The sequence below is a fragment of the Agromyces sp. NPDC004153 genome (assembly GCF_053603635.1).
The window spans coordinates 1,030,430-1,045,590 of sequence record NZ_JBSGFY010000001.1 but is presented as its reverse complement, the minus strand read 5'-3'; the positions used below and the strand labels follow the sequence as shown (position 1 = coordinate 1,045,590).

The 15,161-nt window shown below is 73.4% G+C and carries 15 protein-coding genes; 6 read left to right on the top strand and 9 right to left on the bottom strand.

Annotated features, from left to right (window positions below; all coding sequences use genetic code 11):
- Window positions 1-7 precede the first annotated feature (7 nt).
- Window positions 8-1,264, bottom strand: a complete 1,257-nt coding sequence (locus tag ACWEOH_RS04925; protein WP_452028753.1) for a glycosyltransferase 87 family protein — start codon at window positions 1,262-1,264, stop codon at window positions 8-10.
- A gap of 68 nt (window positions 1,265-1,332) precedes the next feature.
- Between ACWEOH_RS04925 and ACWEOH_RS04920 the strand changes: the two genes are divergently transcribed.
- Both ACWEOH_RS04920 and ACWEOH_RS04915 read left to right on the top strand, forming a co-directional pair.
- Complete coding sequence (locus tag ACWEOH_RS04920; RefSeq protein ID WP_452028751.1) at window positions 1,333-1,884, top strand: N-acetyltransferase family protein; 552 nt, start codon at window positions 1,333-1,335, stop codon at window positions 1,882-1,884.
- A 59-nt stretch (window positions 1,885-1,943) separates the two neighbouring features.
- The gene (locus ACWEOH_RS04915; RefSeq protein WP_452028749.1) at window positions 1,944-2,855 is read left to right on the top strand and encodes a bifunctional helix-turn-helix transcriptional regulator/GNAT family N-acetyltransferase; all 912 of its coding nucleotides are present in this window, start codon (window positions 1,944-1,946) and stop codon (window positions 2,853-2,855) included.
- Window positions 2,856-2,879: 24 nt separating this feature from the next.
- On the opposite strand, the gene ACWEOH_RS04910 is transcribed toward ACWEOH_RS04915, so the two are convergent.
- Entirely contained in the window at window positions 2,880-4,250 is a 1,371-nt protein-coding gene (locus tag ACWEOH_RS04910; RefSeq protein WP_452028747.1) for a cryptochrome/photolyase family protein, read from the bottom strand.
- A gap of 25 nt (window positions 4,251-4,275) precedes the next feature.
- Complete coding sequence (locus ACWEOH_RS04905; protein ID WP_452028746.1) at window positions 4,276-5,718, bottom strand: MFS transporter; 1,443 nt, start codon at window positions 5,716-5,718, stop codon at window positions 4,276-4,278.
- Window positions 5,719-5,774: 56 nt separating this feature from the next.
- Here ACWEOH_RS04905 and ACWEOH_RS04900 point away from each other — a divergent pair, with 56 nt between their 5' ends.
- Window positions 5,775-6,734, top strand: a complete 960-nt coding sequence (locus tag ACWEOH_RS04900; RefSeq protein WP_452028744.1) for a DUF5937 family protein — start codon at window positions 5,775-5,777, stop codon at window positions 6,732-6,734.
- A gap of 126 nt (window positions 6,735-6,860) precedes the next feature.
- On the opposite strand, the gene ACWEOH_RS04895 is transcribed toward ACWEOH_RS04900, so the two are convergent.
- From ACWEOH_RS04895 to ACWEOH_RS04885, 3 genes are all read right to left on the bottom strand, one after another.
- A complete protein-coding gene (locus tag ACWEOH_RS04895) occupies window positions 6,861-7,841 on the bottom strand; it encodes an NADP-dependent oxidoreductase (RefSeq protein WP_452028742.1) in 981 nt (326 codons plus the stop codon).
- A gap of 100 nt (window positions 7,842-7,941) precedes the next feature.
- Window positions 7,942-8,322, bottom strand: a complete 381-nt coding sequence (locus tag ACWEOH_RS04890; protein ID WP_452028740.1) for a hypothetical protein — start codon at window positions 8,320-8,322, stop codon at window positions 7,942-7,944.
- Window positions 8,323-8,493: 171 nt separating this feature from the next.
- A complete protein-coding gene (locus ACWEOH_RS04885) occupies window positions 8,494-10,176 on the bottom strand; it encodes a LuxR C-terminal-related transcriptional regulator (protein ID WP_452028738.1) in 1,683 nt (560 codons plus the stop codon).
- Window positions 10,177-10,310: 134 nt separating this feature from the next.
- On the opposite strand from ACWEOH_RS04885, the gene ACWEOH_RS04880 reads away from it, so the two are divergent.
- The gene (locus ACWEOH_RS04880; protein ID WP_452028736.1) at window positions 10,311-11,006 is read left to right on the top strand and encodes a Pr6Pr family membrane protein; all 696 of its coding nucleotides are present in this window, start codon (window positions 10,311-10,313) and stop codon (window positions 11,004-11,006) included.
- Here ACWEOH_RS04880 and ACWEOH_RS04875 read toward each other — a convergent pair.
- From ACWEOH_RS04875 to ACWEOH_RS04865, 3 genes are all read right to left on the bottom strand, one after another.
- Window positions 11,003-11,797 carry an alpha/beta fold hydrolase gene (locus ACWEOH_RS04875; RefSeq protein WP_452028734.1) on the bottom strand — a complete coding sequence of 265 codons (795 nt, stop codon included), beginning with the start codon at window positions 11,795-11,797 and terminating at the stop codon, window positions 11,003-11,005. The genes ACWEOH_RS04880 and ACWEOH_RS04875 overlap by 4 nt on opposite strands.
- The gene (locus ACWEOH_RS04870) at window positions 11,794-12,435 is read right to left on the bottom strand and encodes a YqaJ viral recombinase family protein (protein ID WP_452031852.1); all 642 of its coding nucleotides are present in this window, start codon (window positions 12,433-12,435) and stop codon (window positions 11,794-11,796) included. The genes ACWEOH_RS04875 and ACWEOH_RS04870 overlap by 4 nt, the downstream gene beginning before the upstream one ends.
- A gap of 139 nt (window positions 12,436-12,574) precedes the next feature.
- Window positions 12,575-13,297 carry an amidase domain-containing protein gene (locus ACWEOH_RS04865; protein ID WP_452028732.1) on the bottom strand — a complete coding sequence of 241 codons (723 nt, stop codon included), beginning with the start codon at window positions 13,295-13,297 and terminating at the stop codon, window positions 12,575-12,577.
- Between the two features lie 165 nt (window positions 13,298-13,462).
- Here ACWEOH_RS04865 and ACWEOH_RS04860 point away from each other — a divergent pair, with 165 nt between their 5' ends.
- Window positions 13,463-13,957 (top strand): hypothetical protein, encoded by a 495-nt coding sequence (locus ACWEOH_RS04860; RefSeq protein WP_452028730.1) that lies wholly within the window; start codon window positions 13,463-13,465, stop codon window positions 13,955-13,957.
- A gap of 34 nt (window positions 13,958-13,991) precedes the next feature.
- The gene (locus tag ACWEOH_RS04855) at window positions 13,992-15,035 is read left to right on the top strand and encodes an alpha/beta fold hydrolase (RefSeq protein WP_452028728.1); all 1,044 of its coding nucleotides are present in this window, start codon (window positions 13,992-13,994) and stop codon (window positions 15,033-15,035) included.
- Window positions 15,036-15,161 lie beyond the last annotated feature (126 nt).

Below are 15,161 nucleotides of genomic sequence, written 5' to 3'. Positions count from 1 at the left end.
GCGGTCGCTACTCGACGACCGAGCGAGCGGATGCCGCGGGCGGGGACCCCGCGGCATCCGTGCGTGGAACCACGGCGGCGGCCACGACGGACACCGCGAGCGCCGCCAGCGTCACGGCGACGTCGACGCCCTGGAGCCACCCGTCGTCGTCGGGCGGGAGGCGGAAGGCCACGATCCACCAGCCGCCGAGGACGGATGCCGCGACCACCGCCCATCGTCTCCGCAACCTATGTGCGGCAGGGGAGAGCGCGAACGACAGCCAGACCCAGAGCAGCGGCAGCATGAGCAGTCGGTAGAACGGGTGCGAGACGGGCAGCAGCAGGATCGTCGCGCCCACGAGGTTCCACATCGTGATCGACGCATCGCCGGGGCGCAGCAGCATCAGCACGACCAGCCCGACGACGACGACGGCGAGCAGGCCGGAGAGCACCAGGCCGCCGATCGGCGCGTCCCCGAACGGTATCGGCTCGGTGGTCCCCGGAACCCCCTGCCGCGCGAAGTACCACACCGAGTACGCGCCCCTCGGCTGCTCGCCCATGCCGAAGGTGCGGTCGAAGAACCGCCCGATGCCATCGGATCCCAGCACGACGAGGACGACCAGCGCGAAGGCGACGACCGTCGCCAGGACGCCGAGGAGGGCGAGAGCGCGCTTCCGCTGACCGACGCGGAGGAACCAGAGCACCAGGATGCCCGGCCAGGTCTTGAGGAGGCCGGCGACGGCGAGCACGGCGCCCGCGAGCATGGGCCGGCGCGGCTCGAGCAGCACCGCCAGGGAGATGATCGCGAGCAGGACCAGCTGCACCTGGCCGAGGAACAGCTCCGTCGACACCGTGTAGGTGAACAGCAGCGTCACGACGGCGACGCCGGCGACGAGCGGGGCCCGCCAGCCCGCCAGGCGGTCGCGAGCGGCGAGCAGCACGAAGGCGACCGCGGCGAGGCCGGCGGCCAGTTCGACGCCCACCCAGATCGGCATCGCGAGCGCATGATCCACGAGCGGCACGAGCAGCCATGCGAGCAGCGGCGTGTAGGCGTAGCCGGATGCGTCGTACGGGTCGCCCCCGTCGGCGACGTGCTCGGCGCCGTCGAGGAAGAAGCCGAGGTCGATGCCGACGTCGCCCGACACGGTCGCGTCGAGGAAGCGCTGCACGGACAGCACGAGAGCGAGGACCGCGACGGCGGCCCATGCGGCCGCCTCGAGGGCGCGCGCGGCGCCGGACCGCCCGCCGGGAGTGCCATCGACCTGGGCGGGGGGCGCGACATCCATGCCCTGATCCTGCCATCGGGCGGCGCCCCGTCGCTCGGGCGGCGCTCGCCCTGCGAGAATCGGTGTCCATGTCCGACATCTCCATCCGCTTCGCCGAGCGGGCGGATGCCGCGGCGCTCTCCGAGCTCGCCGCGGAGACGTTCCCGCTCGCCTGCCCGCCGTCGACGACGCCCGACGCGATCGCCGAGTTCATCGCCGAGCACTTCACGGTCGACCGACTCTCGGCGTGGCTCGAGGACGCGGATCGCACGCTGCTCGTCGCCGAGGAGCCCGGCGGCCGCCTCGTCGGCTATTCGATGCTCATCGGCGGCGCTTCGGGCGAGCCGAGCGACGCGGATGCCGCGGCGGCCGTCGCGGCGCGACCGGCGATCGAGCTCAGCAAGTTCTACACCCGCGCGGTCGCGCACGGCTCGGGCACGGTCGCCGGTCCGCTCATGACGGCGACGATCGACGCGGCGGGCGCCACCGCGGCGTCGACGATCTGGCTCGGCGTGAACGAGGAGAACGCGCGGGCGATTCGCTTCTACGAGAAGCACGGCTTCGGGAGGGTCGGGCGCAAGCGGTTCCGGCTCGGCGATCGGCTCGAGGAGGACTGGGTGCTGGAGCATCCGCTGGGCTGATCGGCGCGTTCGATCGATCGGCATTGCCGGCCGGCATATCTCTGACTAAGGTCAGAGATATGTCGACGGCCAGTTCGGAACCGGATCCGCACGAGCGCGACGCGATCGACACCGTGCGGGCGTTCAATCGTGCGGTCACCACCCGCGTCGGCGCGCTGCAGGACCACTACCTCGGCAGCGACCGGTCGCTCGGCGCGTCGCGCGTGCTGTGGGAGGTCGGCGACGGCGGCCTCGACGTTCGCGTGATCCGCGAGCGGCTCGGCCTCGACTCGGGCTACCTCTCGCGGCTGCTGCGCTCACTCGAGCGCGAGGGGCTCGTCACCGTCGAGGGCTCGCCCGCCGACTCGAGGGTCCGCACGATCCGCACGACGGCGCGCGGCCGTGCCGAGCGCTCGGAGCTCGGCCGCCGCAGCGACGAGCTCGCCGGGTCCCTGCTCGCCCCCCTCGGCGCCGGCCAGCGCGCTCGGCTCGTCGAGGCCATGGCCACCGTCACGCGGCTGCTCGACGCGGGTCTCGTCGAGGTCGAGCCGGCGGATGCCGCGTCCGACGAGGCCCGCGCGTGCCTCGCCGCCTACTACGCCGAGCTCGCGCGGCGCTTCCCGGGAGGGTTCGAGCCCGGTCGCAGCCTCCACCCCGACACGCACGAGTTCCAGGAGCCGACGGGCGGCTTCGTGCTCGCCCGACTCCACGGCCGGGCGATCGGATGCGGCGCGGTGCTGTTCCACGATGGCGCGCCCGCCTACATCAAGCGAATGTGGGTCGACGACGCGGTGCGCGGCATGGGCCTGGGCCGGCGCATCCTCGCGGCGCTCGAGCAGGCCGCGCGCGATCACGGCGCGGCATCCGTCACGCTCGAGACGAACGCGAGCCTCACCGAGGCGATCGCGATGTACCGGGCGTCGGGCTACGTCGAGGTGGAGCCGTTCAACGACGAGGTCTACGCCGACCACTGGTTCGAGAAGCGGCTCTGAGCGCGGCGGTTCGATCGCGGGGCGCTACGCGCGCGCGGCCTTCACGTGCTCGAACGCGGCGAGCGCCGCCTCGCGAGTCTCCTTGAGATCCACGATGGGCTCGGGGTAGTCGTCGGTGCCGGCTTCGGGCACCCAGCGCCGCACGTACACGCCGTCGGGGTCGAACTTCGTCGCCTGCAGCTCGGGGTTGAAGACGCGGAAGTACGGCGCGGCATCCGCCCCGGAGCCCGCGACCCACTGCCAGTTGAACGGGTTCGAGGCCGGGTCGGCGTCGACGAGCGTGTCCCAGAACCACTGCTCGCCGCGGCGCCAGTCGATGAGCAGGTTCTTCGTGAGGAACGACGCCGTGACCATTCGCACGCGGTTGTGCATCGTGCCGGTCGCCCAGAGCTCGCGCATGCCGGCGTCGACGAGCGGCACGCCCGTGCGCCCCTCCTCCCACGCGCGCAGGGCGGTCGGATGCAGGCGCGGCCATGGGAACGCGTCGAACTCCGCCCGCCAGTTGCGGGTCGCGAGGTCGGGCGCGTGGAAGAGCACGTGCCAGGCGAACTCGCGCCAGCCGAGCTCGGTGAGGAACCGCGAGGCGCCCGCGCCGCCCGACCGCCGTTCGCGCACCGCGTGCCAGACCTCGTAGGGGCTCAGCTCGCCCCAGCGCAGGTGTGGCGAGAGCCGCGAGGTGACCGCCTCCGACGGGATGTCGCGCCCGTCGGCGTAGTCGCCGAGGTCGTCATCGAGGAAGTCGCGGAGGCGCGCATGCGCCGCGTCGGCGCCGGGGGTCCACGCAGCGCGAAGGCCACCGGCCCAGTCGGGGCGGGTGGGCAGCAGGTCCCAGTCGTCGAGGTCGTCGGTCGTGGCATCCGCGGGGCTGATCGCGTTCGCGCCCCTGGGGGCCGGCAGCGGATGCCGCGGCTCGGGCGCGGATCGGCAGGCGCGCCAGAACGGCGTGAACACCGAGAACGGCGTGCCCTGGCCGGTGCGGATCGTCCACGGCTCGAACAGCAGGTTCGCCGCGAAGCTCTCGACGACGAGGCCGTCGTCGCGCAGCGCCTGCTTGAGGCCCGCGTCGAGGTCGCGTTCGGGGCGGCCGTACCGGCGGTTCCAGAACACGGCGCCCGCGCCGGTCTCGTCGACGAGCGCACGGATGACGCGGTCGGCCGGTCCGCGCCGCAGCACGAGCCGCCCGCCGCGCTGCTCGAGGGCGCCGGCGAGCGCGGTGAGCGAGCCGTGCAGCCACCAGCGCGCAGCACCGCCGAGCGGCCGGATGCCGCGCGACTCCTCGTCGAGCACGTAGACGCAGACGATCGGCGCGCCGCGCTCGATCGCGGCGTGCAGGGCCGGATGGTCGGCGATCCGGAGGTCGTCGCGGAACCAGACGATCGACGGCGCGTCGCTCATGCGGCGACCCTAGCCGAGCCCGCCGTCAGGCGGCAGGCGTTGACGTGCGGGTCGCGACCCGTGCGATCGCCCACGTGCCGAGACCCGAGGCGAGGAACACCGCTCCGAGGATCGCCCATCCGCCGAGCCCGAACGTGAGCGCCGTCGACGTCACGAAGAGCGGCGCGACCATGGCGCCGAGCGAGTAGCCCATCGAGAACACGCCCTGGTACGTGCCCGCCCGCACCGGGTCGGCCAGCTCGAAGCTGAGGCCCCAACCGCCCGCCTGGGAGAGCACCTCGGCGAAGGCGTGCGCGATCGCGGCGATCACGATGACGGCGATCGCGAAGCCCTGGGGCAGGCCCGCCGCGGCGGCGTAGACGAGGCACGCCGCCGCCATGAGCCACGCCGCGATCGCCGAGACGCGACCGGCGCGGCGCAGGTCGTGGGTGCCGCGCGAGAGCGGCACCTGGAACAGCACCACGATGACCGTGTTGAGGATGAGCACGACGGCGACGAGCACCTCGGGCGCGTTCGTGTCGTTCGCGATCCACAGCGGCACGCCGACCTCGCCGACGCCGAACTGCATCCCGAAGGTCGCGCTGAGCGCGGTGAGCCCGAGGTAACGGGGGTCGCGCCATGGGGAGTGGGCGAAGCGCGCGCGGCGCGGCGCGGCATCCGTCGTGTCGGCGGTCGAAGCGTCGGCCGCGGCATCCGTCGTGGCGGTGGTCGCCGTCGGCGCGCCCGCCGGGCTCGGCACGTGCGTCGGAGCGTCGACGTACCGGGGCAGCTTCACGAGCTGGGTCACGCCGGCGAGGTACATGACACCGGCGCCGACGATGATCCAGCGGTAGGCGTCGGCCGTGCCGGCGAGCAGCGCGAGGGCGCCGATGCCCGATCCGACCGCGATCGCGACGTTGGTGACGGTGCGCAGCACGGCGCGGGCGTGCACCCGGCGGTCGCCGTCGAACGCGCGGGCGATGATCGCCATGCGCGTCGAGTTCGCCGCCTGCTCCACGGCGCCGACGATGACGGCGATCACGAGCGCGCTCGCGAAGTCGTGCGCGAACACGTAGCAGATGAGGCCGACGCCGTCGACGATCGAGAGCACCACGAGCAGGCGCCGGGCGCTGGTGCGGTCGGCGAGCCACCCGCCGGCGAGCGACGAGAGCACGCCCGCCGCGCTCGCGGCGCCCAGCACGATCGCGACCTCGTGCGGCGCCAGGCCGACGATGAGCGTGAAGTACAGCACCGTGACGGTGAGGAAGATCCCGCGGCCCACGCGGCTGATGAGCGTCGCGATGACGAGGATGCGCAGCACCGGGTCGTCGACGGATGCCGCGATCCGCCGCAGGAGGCCGGGGCGCTTGCCGTTCGTGGCCGTCGCGACCGCCGCATCGAGCTCGGGCTCGAGCGGCAGCTCGGGCTCGACGATCGGCACGGCGTCGGTGTCGGGGGAGGGCGACGAGGCGGCGGGGGCAGGACTCACGGATCCAGTTCTCCCAGACGCGGTCGGCGGCCGAAATCGATGTAGCGTAGTGCTTCATGTTGAGGTACCTGCTGACCGAGGACGACGTCGGCAGCGTGCGCTTCGGCCTCTCGCCGCTGTGCGAGCTCGGCCTCTCGCTGCGGGCGATCAAGGAGCCGGCGCGGTTCCCGCTGCAGCTCGGATGGCTGCGCCGCACCGAGGAGGCCCGGGCCCGCCTCGACATGCCGACGCTCATGGGACTCATCGACGAGCGCATGTGGACGCCCGACTTCCTGAATCCGCGTCCGACCTCGCCGCTGACCCGGCTCGACGACGAGCTGGCGGCGCTCGCCGAGACCCCGGCCGACGTGTTCCGCGCGGACCTCGTGGCGGTGCACGGGCACGTGCCCGATGCGCTCACCGGGGCGCCGAGCGCGGCGCTCCGCCGCGTCATCCGTGCCCTGCGGCAACTCTGGGACACGTGCTTCGAGCCGTACTGGCCGCGCATGCGCGCCGTGCTCGAGGCGGACGTGGTGTACCGCGGACGCCAGATCGCGCAGTCGGGCGTCGCGACCATGCTCAACGGGCTCTCGCCGCGCATCGAGTACGACCACGGCGTCGTGTCGGTGCGGCTCGCCGACCCGAACGACCGGACGCAGGCGATCGACGGCAACGGCCTGACCCTCGTGCCGACGATGTTCACGCGCCGCGCCTCCGCGCCCGTCGGCGACGGCCCGCCGATGATCATGTACTCGGCCCGCGGCCAGGGCGCGCTCTGGGAGGCGGAGCGCGTCGCGAACCCCGCCGCCGTCGCGGCCGTGCTCGGCGAGACCCGGGCGAGCCTGCTCGCCGCACTCGGCGACCCCGCGTCGTCGACCGAGCTCGGCGTTCGCCTCGGCGTCACCGCGTCGGCGGTGAACCAGCACCTCCGCGTGCTCCGCGACGCCGGCCTGCTCGTGAGCACGCGGTACGGCCGCAGCGTGCTCTACCTCCGCAGCGAGCTCGGATCGGCCCTGCTCGAGGCCCGCGCGGGCTGAGCGGCGCTGCGCCGCGGCCGCGATGCGCGGTTCGCGAGTCGAAGGACGTCGTGTGCGACACGCCGGTCGTGACGACGCGCGTCCCGCTGGTCGTCCTGCGACTCGCGAACCGCCCTGCGGGCGGCGCTACTCGACGACCGCGTCCTCCGCGACCCGCAGCACGATCTTGCCGCGCACGTGCCCGCCCTCGAGCAGCCGGTGCGCCTCCGCGCCGTCGGCCAGCGGCAGCTCCCGCTCCACGTGCACCCGCACCGAGCCGTCGTCGATGAGCCGCGTGATCACCGCGAGGGTGCGCGCGTCGGGCGACACCGAGTAGCCGGTCGCACGGATGCCGCGGGCCGCCGCCTCCTCGGCCATCGTCGGCCACGACCCGGTCGGCACGTTCACGACCAGCCCGCCCGGCCGCAGCACGGAGAGCGAGCGGGACCCCGTGTCATCCGCGACGTTGCCGATGAGGTCGATGACGACGTCCTGCTCGCCCGCGACGTCCTCGAAGCGCTCGGCGCCGTAGTCGATCACGTGCCGGGCGCCGAGCGAGCGCACGAACTCCACGTTGCGCTCCGAGCACGTCGCCGTGACGTCGGCCCCGAAGTAGGCGGCGAACTGCACCGCGAAGTGGCCGACGCCGCCCGCGGCGGCGTGGATCAGCATCCGCTGCCGGTCGTGCGCCCGCGCAACGTCGATGACGGCGCCCCACGCGGTGAGCGCGGCGAGGGGCACGCCCGCGGCCTCGACGAACCCGAGCGACGCGGGCATCGGCGCGAGGCTCATCGACGAGACCGTGACGAACTCGGCGTAGCTGCCGCCGGTGCGGGGCACGCGCCCCATTCCGTACACGCGATCGCCGGGTTGCAGCGGATGCGCCGCGTAGGGCACCGACTCGACGACGCCCGCGAAGTCGTTGCCGAGCACCGCGGGATACGACACGATCGCCGCCGAGACGCCGCGGCCGGCGCGGGTCTTCACGTCGATGGGGTTCACGCCCGCCGCCACGACGCGCACGAGCACCTCGTCGCTCACCCGCAGCGGTCGCCGCACGTCGGAAAGGTGCAGTTCGTCGGCATCGCCGGTTCGGTCGATCACGAGCGCCCGCATCGTCTCGGTCATGTGCCGCGCCCTCCTGCGTCCGTCCTGCGGCACCATTCTGACGCAGGGCGGCGTGGCGCGGCGTCACCGCGGCATCGCCAGCGCGGGAGCCGAGCTCCCGCTATGACACTCCGGCCCGTTCCATGTTGCGGCCGACCACCTCGATGGTCTGCCGGAGCTGCTCGGTCGGGCTGAACTCGACCAGCCTGGTTCCGGCGTGGAGCGTCGGCGTGTGTCCCGGAGGGGCGTGGTAGGCCTCACCGGCGACGTAGTCCTCCTCGTGCCCGTCGGCGAACGTGAACGTCACCCTCCCGCTGAGCACGTAGCCGACGTGCGCGCTCTGGCACCGGTCGTCCGGCAATCCCACGAAGTAGGGCGCCAGGTCGGCGTCCTTCGTGTACGTCTCGAAGGCGACCGTGTAGCCGTCGAGCTCCTCGAGGCTTCCCTCGTATCCGTCGATCGCCACGTGCTCGGTGGCCCTGGATTCCGATGTGCTTGGCATGAGCCGCTTCCTCTCGTGCGTCCTCTCCTCGTCGCGGCCGGATCCGGCCGGCGCCGGAGCCCCGGCTTCCGGCCGGATCCGGTGATCCGACGGTAGGGCGGCGGCCGCGCCGCCTCATCCGTTCCACCACCCAGATCGCGTCGACCGACACGCAGGTTCCCGGTCGAGGAGCTACGTGAGGGCGTGGGTGTGGGCGTACGAGGTCGCCGCCGCGCGCGCGGCACGACCGGTCGCGCCGATCTTCGCGTAGATGTTCGACACGTGGCGCTCGACCGTCCGCACCGACAGCACCAGCTCGGCGGCGATCTCCTCGTTGGTGCGTCCGGCGGCCACCAGCCGCAGCACCTCGGCTTCCCGAGCGGTCAGTGATCCGGGCGCCCCGTTCCGCCCGACCGGCACGGCGAGCTCCGCGGCGAGCGCGCTCGACTCGTCGACGTCGGCGCTCGCGCCCAGGGCCTCGAACGCCGTGACCGCCTTCCGGGTCTCCTCCTGCGCGCGTCGGATGCGGCCGAGCGCCGCGAGCGACCGCGCGAGCTCGACGCGGACGCGAGCGGTCTCGAACGGCGCCCCGCTGGCGCGATAGAGATCGATCGCGGCATCGAACGCCGCGATCGCTTCGACGTGATCGCCTCGCGCCGCTCGGATCAGGCCCTCCGCGCGGCTGGCCGCCGCCCGGATCGGCGCGGTCGGCGTGGCGACGACGATCGGCGCCAGCCCCTCGGACGCGCGTTGTGCGGCCGCGAGGTCACCCGTTTCCAGTCGGGCCCTGACCAGCACGTCGAGCCCGTCGACCCGTTCGACGAGGTCGCCGGCCGGCAGGGCGCGAAGGTAGCGCTCGGCGATGTCGGCCGCTTCGGCAGGCTCCCCAGCGTCCAGGACGACGGCCGCGAGCACCGCCTCCGACCGGTCGCCGTATCCGATGCCCCGCGCGCCGATCTCGTCCAACTCGTCGAGGAGCATCCGAGCCTCCTCGTGACGGCCCTGACGCCGCCGGAGGTCCGCGAGCCGGAGCATCGCCAGCGCCGCGAACTGCGGGCGGGCCGACATGTCGGTGCGCGCCGCGGCGAGCTCCGCCTCGGCCTCCTCCCAGCGACCCCACCAGATGAGCGCTGAGGCGTGCTCGATCCTCGGATAGCTGAACATCGAGCGGTTCGTCCAGTCCTGCGACACCCGCATGACGTGCTGGGACCACTGCGCCAGCCGGTCGAAGTCGCGGATCCTGGCGCTTGCCGTGACGAAGAAGCAGCACACGCCCGCCGATGCCTCCGGATCGTCGAGCTCACCGGCGACCGCGGCCGCCGTGGCCTCGTCGAGCATGCGCAGGCCGTCGGCCAGGCGGCCCGACGACACCGTCACGAGCCCGAGCATCGACAGCGCGAGCATCTCCGCGTCGAGGTCCCCGATGCGGCGGGCGTGGGCGATCGCCCGCTCGGCGATCTCGGATGCTCGCGGCAGGTCGCCCTCGTAGACCATCGCGCCGACCGCGGCCACGACATCGGTCCAGGCCAGCACCGGCGAATCGGGCAGCAGGTCGAGTCGCCGGCGGGCGCGCTGCAGCCATCCGGATGCCACGGCGTGCTCGCCGCGGAAGGCGAGCAGGTCGTCCGCGAGGTTCACCGCGACGCGTGCGGCGGACTCGTCCTCGCCGCGGGCGCGGTAGAGGCGGTACGCGAGCTCCCGGGCGGAGATCGCGGTGTCGGCGTCGTCGAGCCACGAGGCCGCCGTGCCGAGGCCCTCCCAGGCCTCCGGCGTCTCCTCGTCGCGCAGTGCGTCCTCGAACGCGGCACGCGCGTCCTGCCAGGACCAGTCGCGCAGCGCCCGGTACCCGCGGTCCAGCGGCGGATCCGCGCTCATGACGCCACTCTAGGTCAGCGGGTCGTGCCAGGCGGTGCGCAGTTCCGTGGAAGGCCGCCGCGTCACCACTAGGCTGCAGTCAGCGCGCGGCGGGTGCGACCGGCGCGACGGGTCGGCGAGGACGGGGGTTCGGCGTGAGGCGGCTGTTCGGGGTGCTGCGGGTCGTCGCGGCCGCGGCGATCATCATCGCGATCGTCGGGCAGTTCGTGCAGAGCTGGTCGATGGTGCCCGACCGGCTGGCGTTCGTCGTGAACTTCTTCAGCTTCTTCACGATCCTGTCGAACGCGCTCACCGCCATCGTGCTGCTCATCGGCGCGGGGTACGCCTTCACGCGCGCGGCCGACCCCGACTGGTACAACCTCGTCCGCGCCTGCGCGGTCACCTACATGGCCACGACGTTCGTCGTCTACAACCTGCTGCTGCGCGAGATCTCGCTCGACCAGGCCACGACCGTGCCCTGGTCGAACGAGATCCTGCACGTCTGGGCCCCGCTCTACCTCGTCGCCGACTGGGTGCTGGCGCCCGGGCGACGCCGCGTCGCCTGGCGTCGCATCTGGACCATCGCGATCTTCCCGCTGGCCTGGGCCGGGTACACGATGATCCGCGGCGCGATCGTGGGCTGGTACCCGTACCCGTTCCTGAACCCCGACGTGGAGCCGGGTGTCGGGTACGGCGGCGTCCTCGTCTACGTCATCGCGATCGCCGCCTTCATCCTGCTCGTGGGGGCGGGCATCATCGCCCTGAGCCGCACGCCGTGGCCGCACGAGCCCGTCGAGCCGGCGCCGCCGAGTGGTGCCGCCCAGTTCGAGGACGCTCGCCCGGTCGCCTAGTCGCGCGCGAGCCAGCGCCCGACCCGCTCGCGCAGCACCGCGGTCTGCTCGGCCTGGCCGTCGTCGCGCGGCGGCAGCAGCTCGAGCATCGAGCGCAGCCCGCCGGCCCAGCGCTCGGCGATGGGGAACGGATGCACCGGGTCTCGCGCCGCGCCGATGACGAGCGAGCGGATGCCGCGTGCCGAGAGCTCGCGCAGGTCGTCGTCGTCGTCGAACGCGCGGTTGCGCGGGATCTCGACGAGCCGCATCGCCCGGCGCGCGGCATCGGGTGCCTGGAACTGCGCGAGCAGCGCCCGTCCGCCCGCCGGCGACACCGAGGCGACCTCGTGGAAGATCTCGCGCTCGCGGAACTCCTCGGCCCCCGCGGGACCCGCGTCGGCGAGGATCTGGCCGATCACGGGGAACGCGCGCAGGTTGTCGGGCAGCGAGGTGTCGTCGAACGACGGCCGCACGAAGACCACGCGCCGCACGGGCAGCAGGTTGTCGAGCACGATGCGCAGCGCGATCGCGGCCCCCATCGAGACACCGATGATCGTCACCGGCTCGGATGCCTCGTGGTGCCCGCGTCCGGCCTCGGCCAGCGCCGCGGGCACGTGCTCGCAGACCTCGCGCGCGAGCCGGTCGATCCCGAAGTCGGCGGGTTCGCCGACGGCGAGGAAGCCGCCGTGGGCGCGCACGTCGGGCGCGACGATGAGCTCCTCGGGGCCCGACGTCTCCTCCACGACCGACTCGAACAGGCCGAGCGGCTGCCGGCGGTCGTTGCCGAGTCCGTGCAGAAGGACCGTCGTCACGCGAGCACACCCGGGCGGTAGACCGCCCTCGCAGCCTCGTCAGGACGCAGTGCGGCGAGCAGCTCGTTCGCGAGCGTCACGAGGATGGCGATCTGGTCGTCGTCGCGGTCGACCCAGCGGCAGCGCGGCTCGGGATGAACGGGCACGAAGTCCTCGTGCTGCTCCCACACCACCAGCGTGCGCTCGGCGCCGAGCACGTACTGCTGCCACCACACCTGACGCAGGTAGCCGCGGGGGATGCCGCGCCACGCGCGCGACGTCGTCTTGATCTCGCACAGCTCGGGCGTGCCGTCGACCGCGACGCGCAGTCCGTCGGGCGTCGCCAGGTGCCGTCGATCGGATGCCGCGTGGAAGAGCAACGACGACGGCTCGATGCCGTGCACCCGCCGCACCCAGTCGGCGATCACGGGCTCGCGCGTGCGACCGTGGTCGGTGAACCGGCTGCCGCCGAAGGTTCGCGGCGAGCCGTGCAGCTTCTCGTACGCCGCTCCGCGCACCGAGGCGCGGGACGCGAGCTTCGCGGCATCCGTCGCGGTGACGCCCTGCGAGCGCGCCCGCAGCCAGGCGACCCGGTCGCTCGCATCGGCGACGATGCGCCGCTCGTGCGGGTGCGACTCGGATCGGAGCGCCGCCGACACACGGGGTGCGACCGACTCGAGGTCGAACAGCGCGAACGGAGTGTCGGTCACTCCACCACGGTACCCCCGGGGACCCCCGTCCGGACGGCGGGATCGGGCGTGTTCGGGGGACGTCGCCGCCGCGCCGACCTGTGGCGGACTAGTCGGGGATGCTCCAGTAGGAGGCGACGCCGCCGGGGTGGTACTCGGTGATCGCCCAGTCCACCGAGCGGTCCCACGTGGCATCCGTGTGCCCCGCGTACTCGATCGAGACCGAACCGTCTGCCTCCGTGATCACGGCGGTCACGATGCCGGTGTGGTCGCGGTCGCCCGAGTCGTCCCAGTCGAACTGCACGATGTCGCCCACCTTCACCTGGTCGCGCTGGTCGTCGGTGAGTGCGGTGGCGAGCTCGGGGTGCTCCTCGAGGTACCGCATGAGCGCCGTCGAGCTGCGCCACGCGTCGGAGCTCGAATAGGGGTCGCCGTCCTCCTCGTCGTACCACCACTCGTCGTCGGGCTCCCAGCCGCGGGCGAGCAGCGACTGGCTCGTGAAGTTCACGCAGTCGTTCTCGGAGAGGTAGCCGAACTCGTCGCTCTCGGTGCTGTCCCAGTGCTCGTGCACGTACTCGAGCTGCGCGGCGACCGCCGGGCTGAGCGCCGACCAGTCGAAGGCGCTCTCGGAGGTGTCGTCGCGGACGGCGTCGGACGCCGCACCGCTCGTCGTGTCGGCGACGGATGCCGCATCCGACGAGTTCGAACCCTGTCCGACCGCGTAGCCCCACGCGACGGCGCCACCGCCCATGAGCAGGGCAGTAGTGGCCGCGGCGGCGAGGACGAGGGCTCGCCGCCGGCGGAAGATGCGGTTCGGGTCCGGGTTCGACATCCATTCGACCGTACGTCGCCAGCCTGTGCGCCGCCTCTGCACCCGCCATGCATGGCCCGAACCGGCCATGACGGAGTGGCCCGAACACGCGATGCACTGGCGGGGCCGCGGGCGTGGAATCGAGGTGTCGGCCCGTCGGCCGGCCCGAACCACCTTGGAGTCCTCATGTCCAGCACCGCCACCACCACCGCCGCCGCCACCACCGCCACCGTCGCCTCGAACGACATCGGGCGCGTCGCACGCGCCTCGATCGCGTTCGGCAGGAAGCGCGGCTACTACCGCGTGCTCTTCGAGGCCGGACCCGTCGATGCCGCGACCTTCGCGGAGCTCGCGGGCGTGCCGGAGGCCGACGCCCGCGCCTGGCTCGCCGAGCAGGTCGCCGCCGGCGTGCTCCGCGCGGTGTCCGGACCCGCGGCCGACCGCGAGGAGCTGCTGCTCCCCGGCGAGTACGTGCCGATCCTCCTCGGCGACCACGGCGAGCCCGAGTTCGCGGGCGCCCGCGCCCTGCTCGACGAGCACCGCCACGAGCTGCCCAGCGTGCTCGAGGTCCTGCAGCAGGCACGCCGACGCGTCGACGCGGACGCGGAGGCGCCCCTCGGCGTCGAGGTCGAGCGGGCGCGGGCGTTCGCGGACGTGGCGCGCCTCGCGCGGCTGGTGTAGACGCCGAGCTTCCCTCGCCTCCTAGACTCGGGGCGTGGAGCCCGAGGACCAGGTCATCCGCTACGCGGAGCACGACGGCGCGTCCATCGCGTGGTCGGCCGTCGGGCAGGGGCCGCCGCTCGTCATCGGAGGGTGGTGGTCGAGCCACCTCGAGCTCGACTGGCGCAATGCGAGGTTCCGCCGGTTCACGGCTGCGCTCGGGGAGCATCGCACCGTCGTCCGGTACGACCGGCCCGGGGCCGGGGTCTCCGATCGCGGGGGCATGCCGGCGCGCACGCTCGACGAGGAGCTGGCCACCCTCGAGGCGCTCGTCGACGAAGCCGCCCCCGGCCGGATCTCGCTGTTCGGCGCCTCCTCGGGCTCGGGCGTGGCGTCCCTCTATGCGGCGCGGCATCCCGAGCGCGTCGACCGGCTCGTGCTCTACGGCTCGTACGCCCGCGGCGTCGACCTCGCCCCGCCCGCCGCGCGCGAGGCCATGCTCTCGATCATCGACCAGCACTGGGGCCTCGGCTCCCGCGTGCTCGCCGACCTGTTCCTGCCCGACGCCACCGCCGAGGAGCGCGCCGAGTTCGTCGAGTTCCAGCGCCGCTCGGCCTCGCGCGAGGTCGCGCTCGCGTCGCTGCAGGCGGTGTACGACTTCGACGCGACGGGGCACCTGGCCGATGTGCTCGCGCCGACGCTCGTGCTGCACCGGCGGGACGACCGGGCGATCCCGTTCGCGCTCGGCAAGGATGTCGCCCGCCGCATCCGCAACGCCCGCTTCGTCGCGCTCGAGGGCGACGACCACTTCCCCTGGCGCGGCGACGCCGACGCCGTCGTGCGCGAGACGCTCGCCTTCCTCGGCGCGCCCGTCGAGGTCGCTCCCGCCCGCCCCGGCCCCGGCGCGGCCCGCCTCACCGATCGTGAGCGCGAGGTGCTGCGGCTCGTCGCGCGCGGGCAGACCGACGCCGAGATCGCGACCGAGCTCGTGCTGTCGACCCACACCGTGCACCGGCACATCGCCAACATCCGCACGAAGCTCGGCGTGCCGTCGCGCACCGCCGCGGCCGCGTGGGCGCTGCGCAACGAACTGATCTGACCGCGGCTCCGGCGCCGGGCGCAGGCCGAGCGGATGCCGCGGGCTGGCCGGTTCCGGCCACCGGAGGTTGGCCGGATCCGGCGATTCCCCGCGCGCCGCATCGGCGTTGACTGGCGTCCCGTGCCG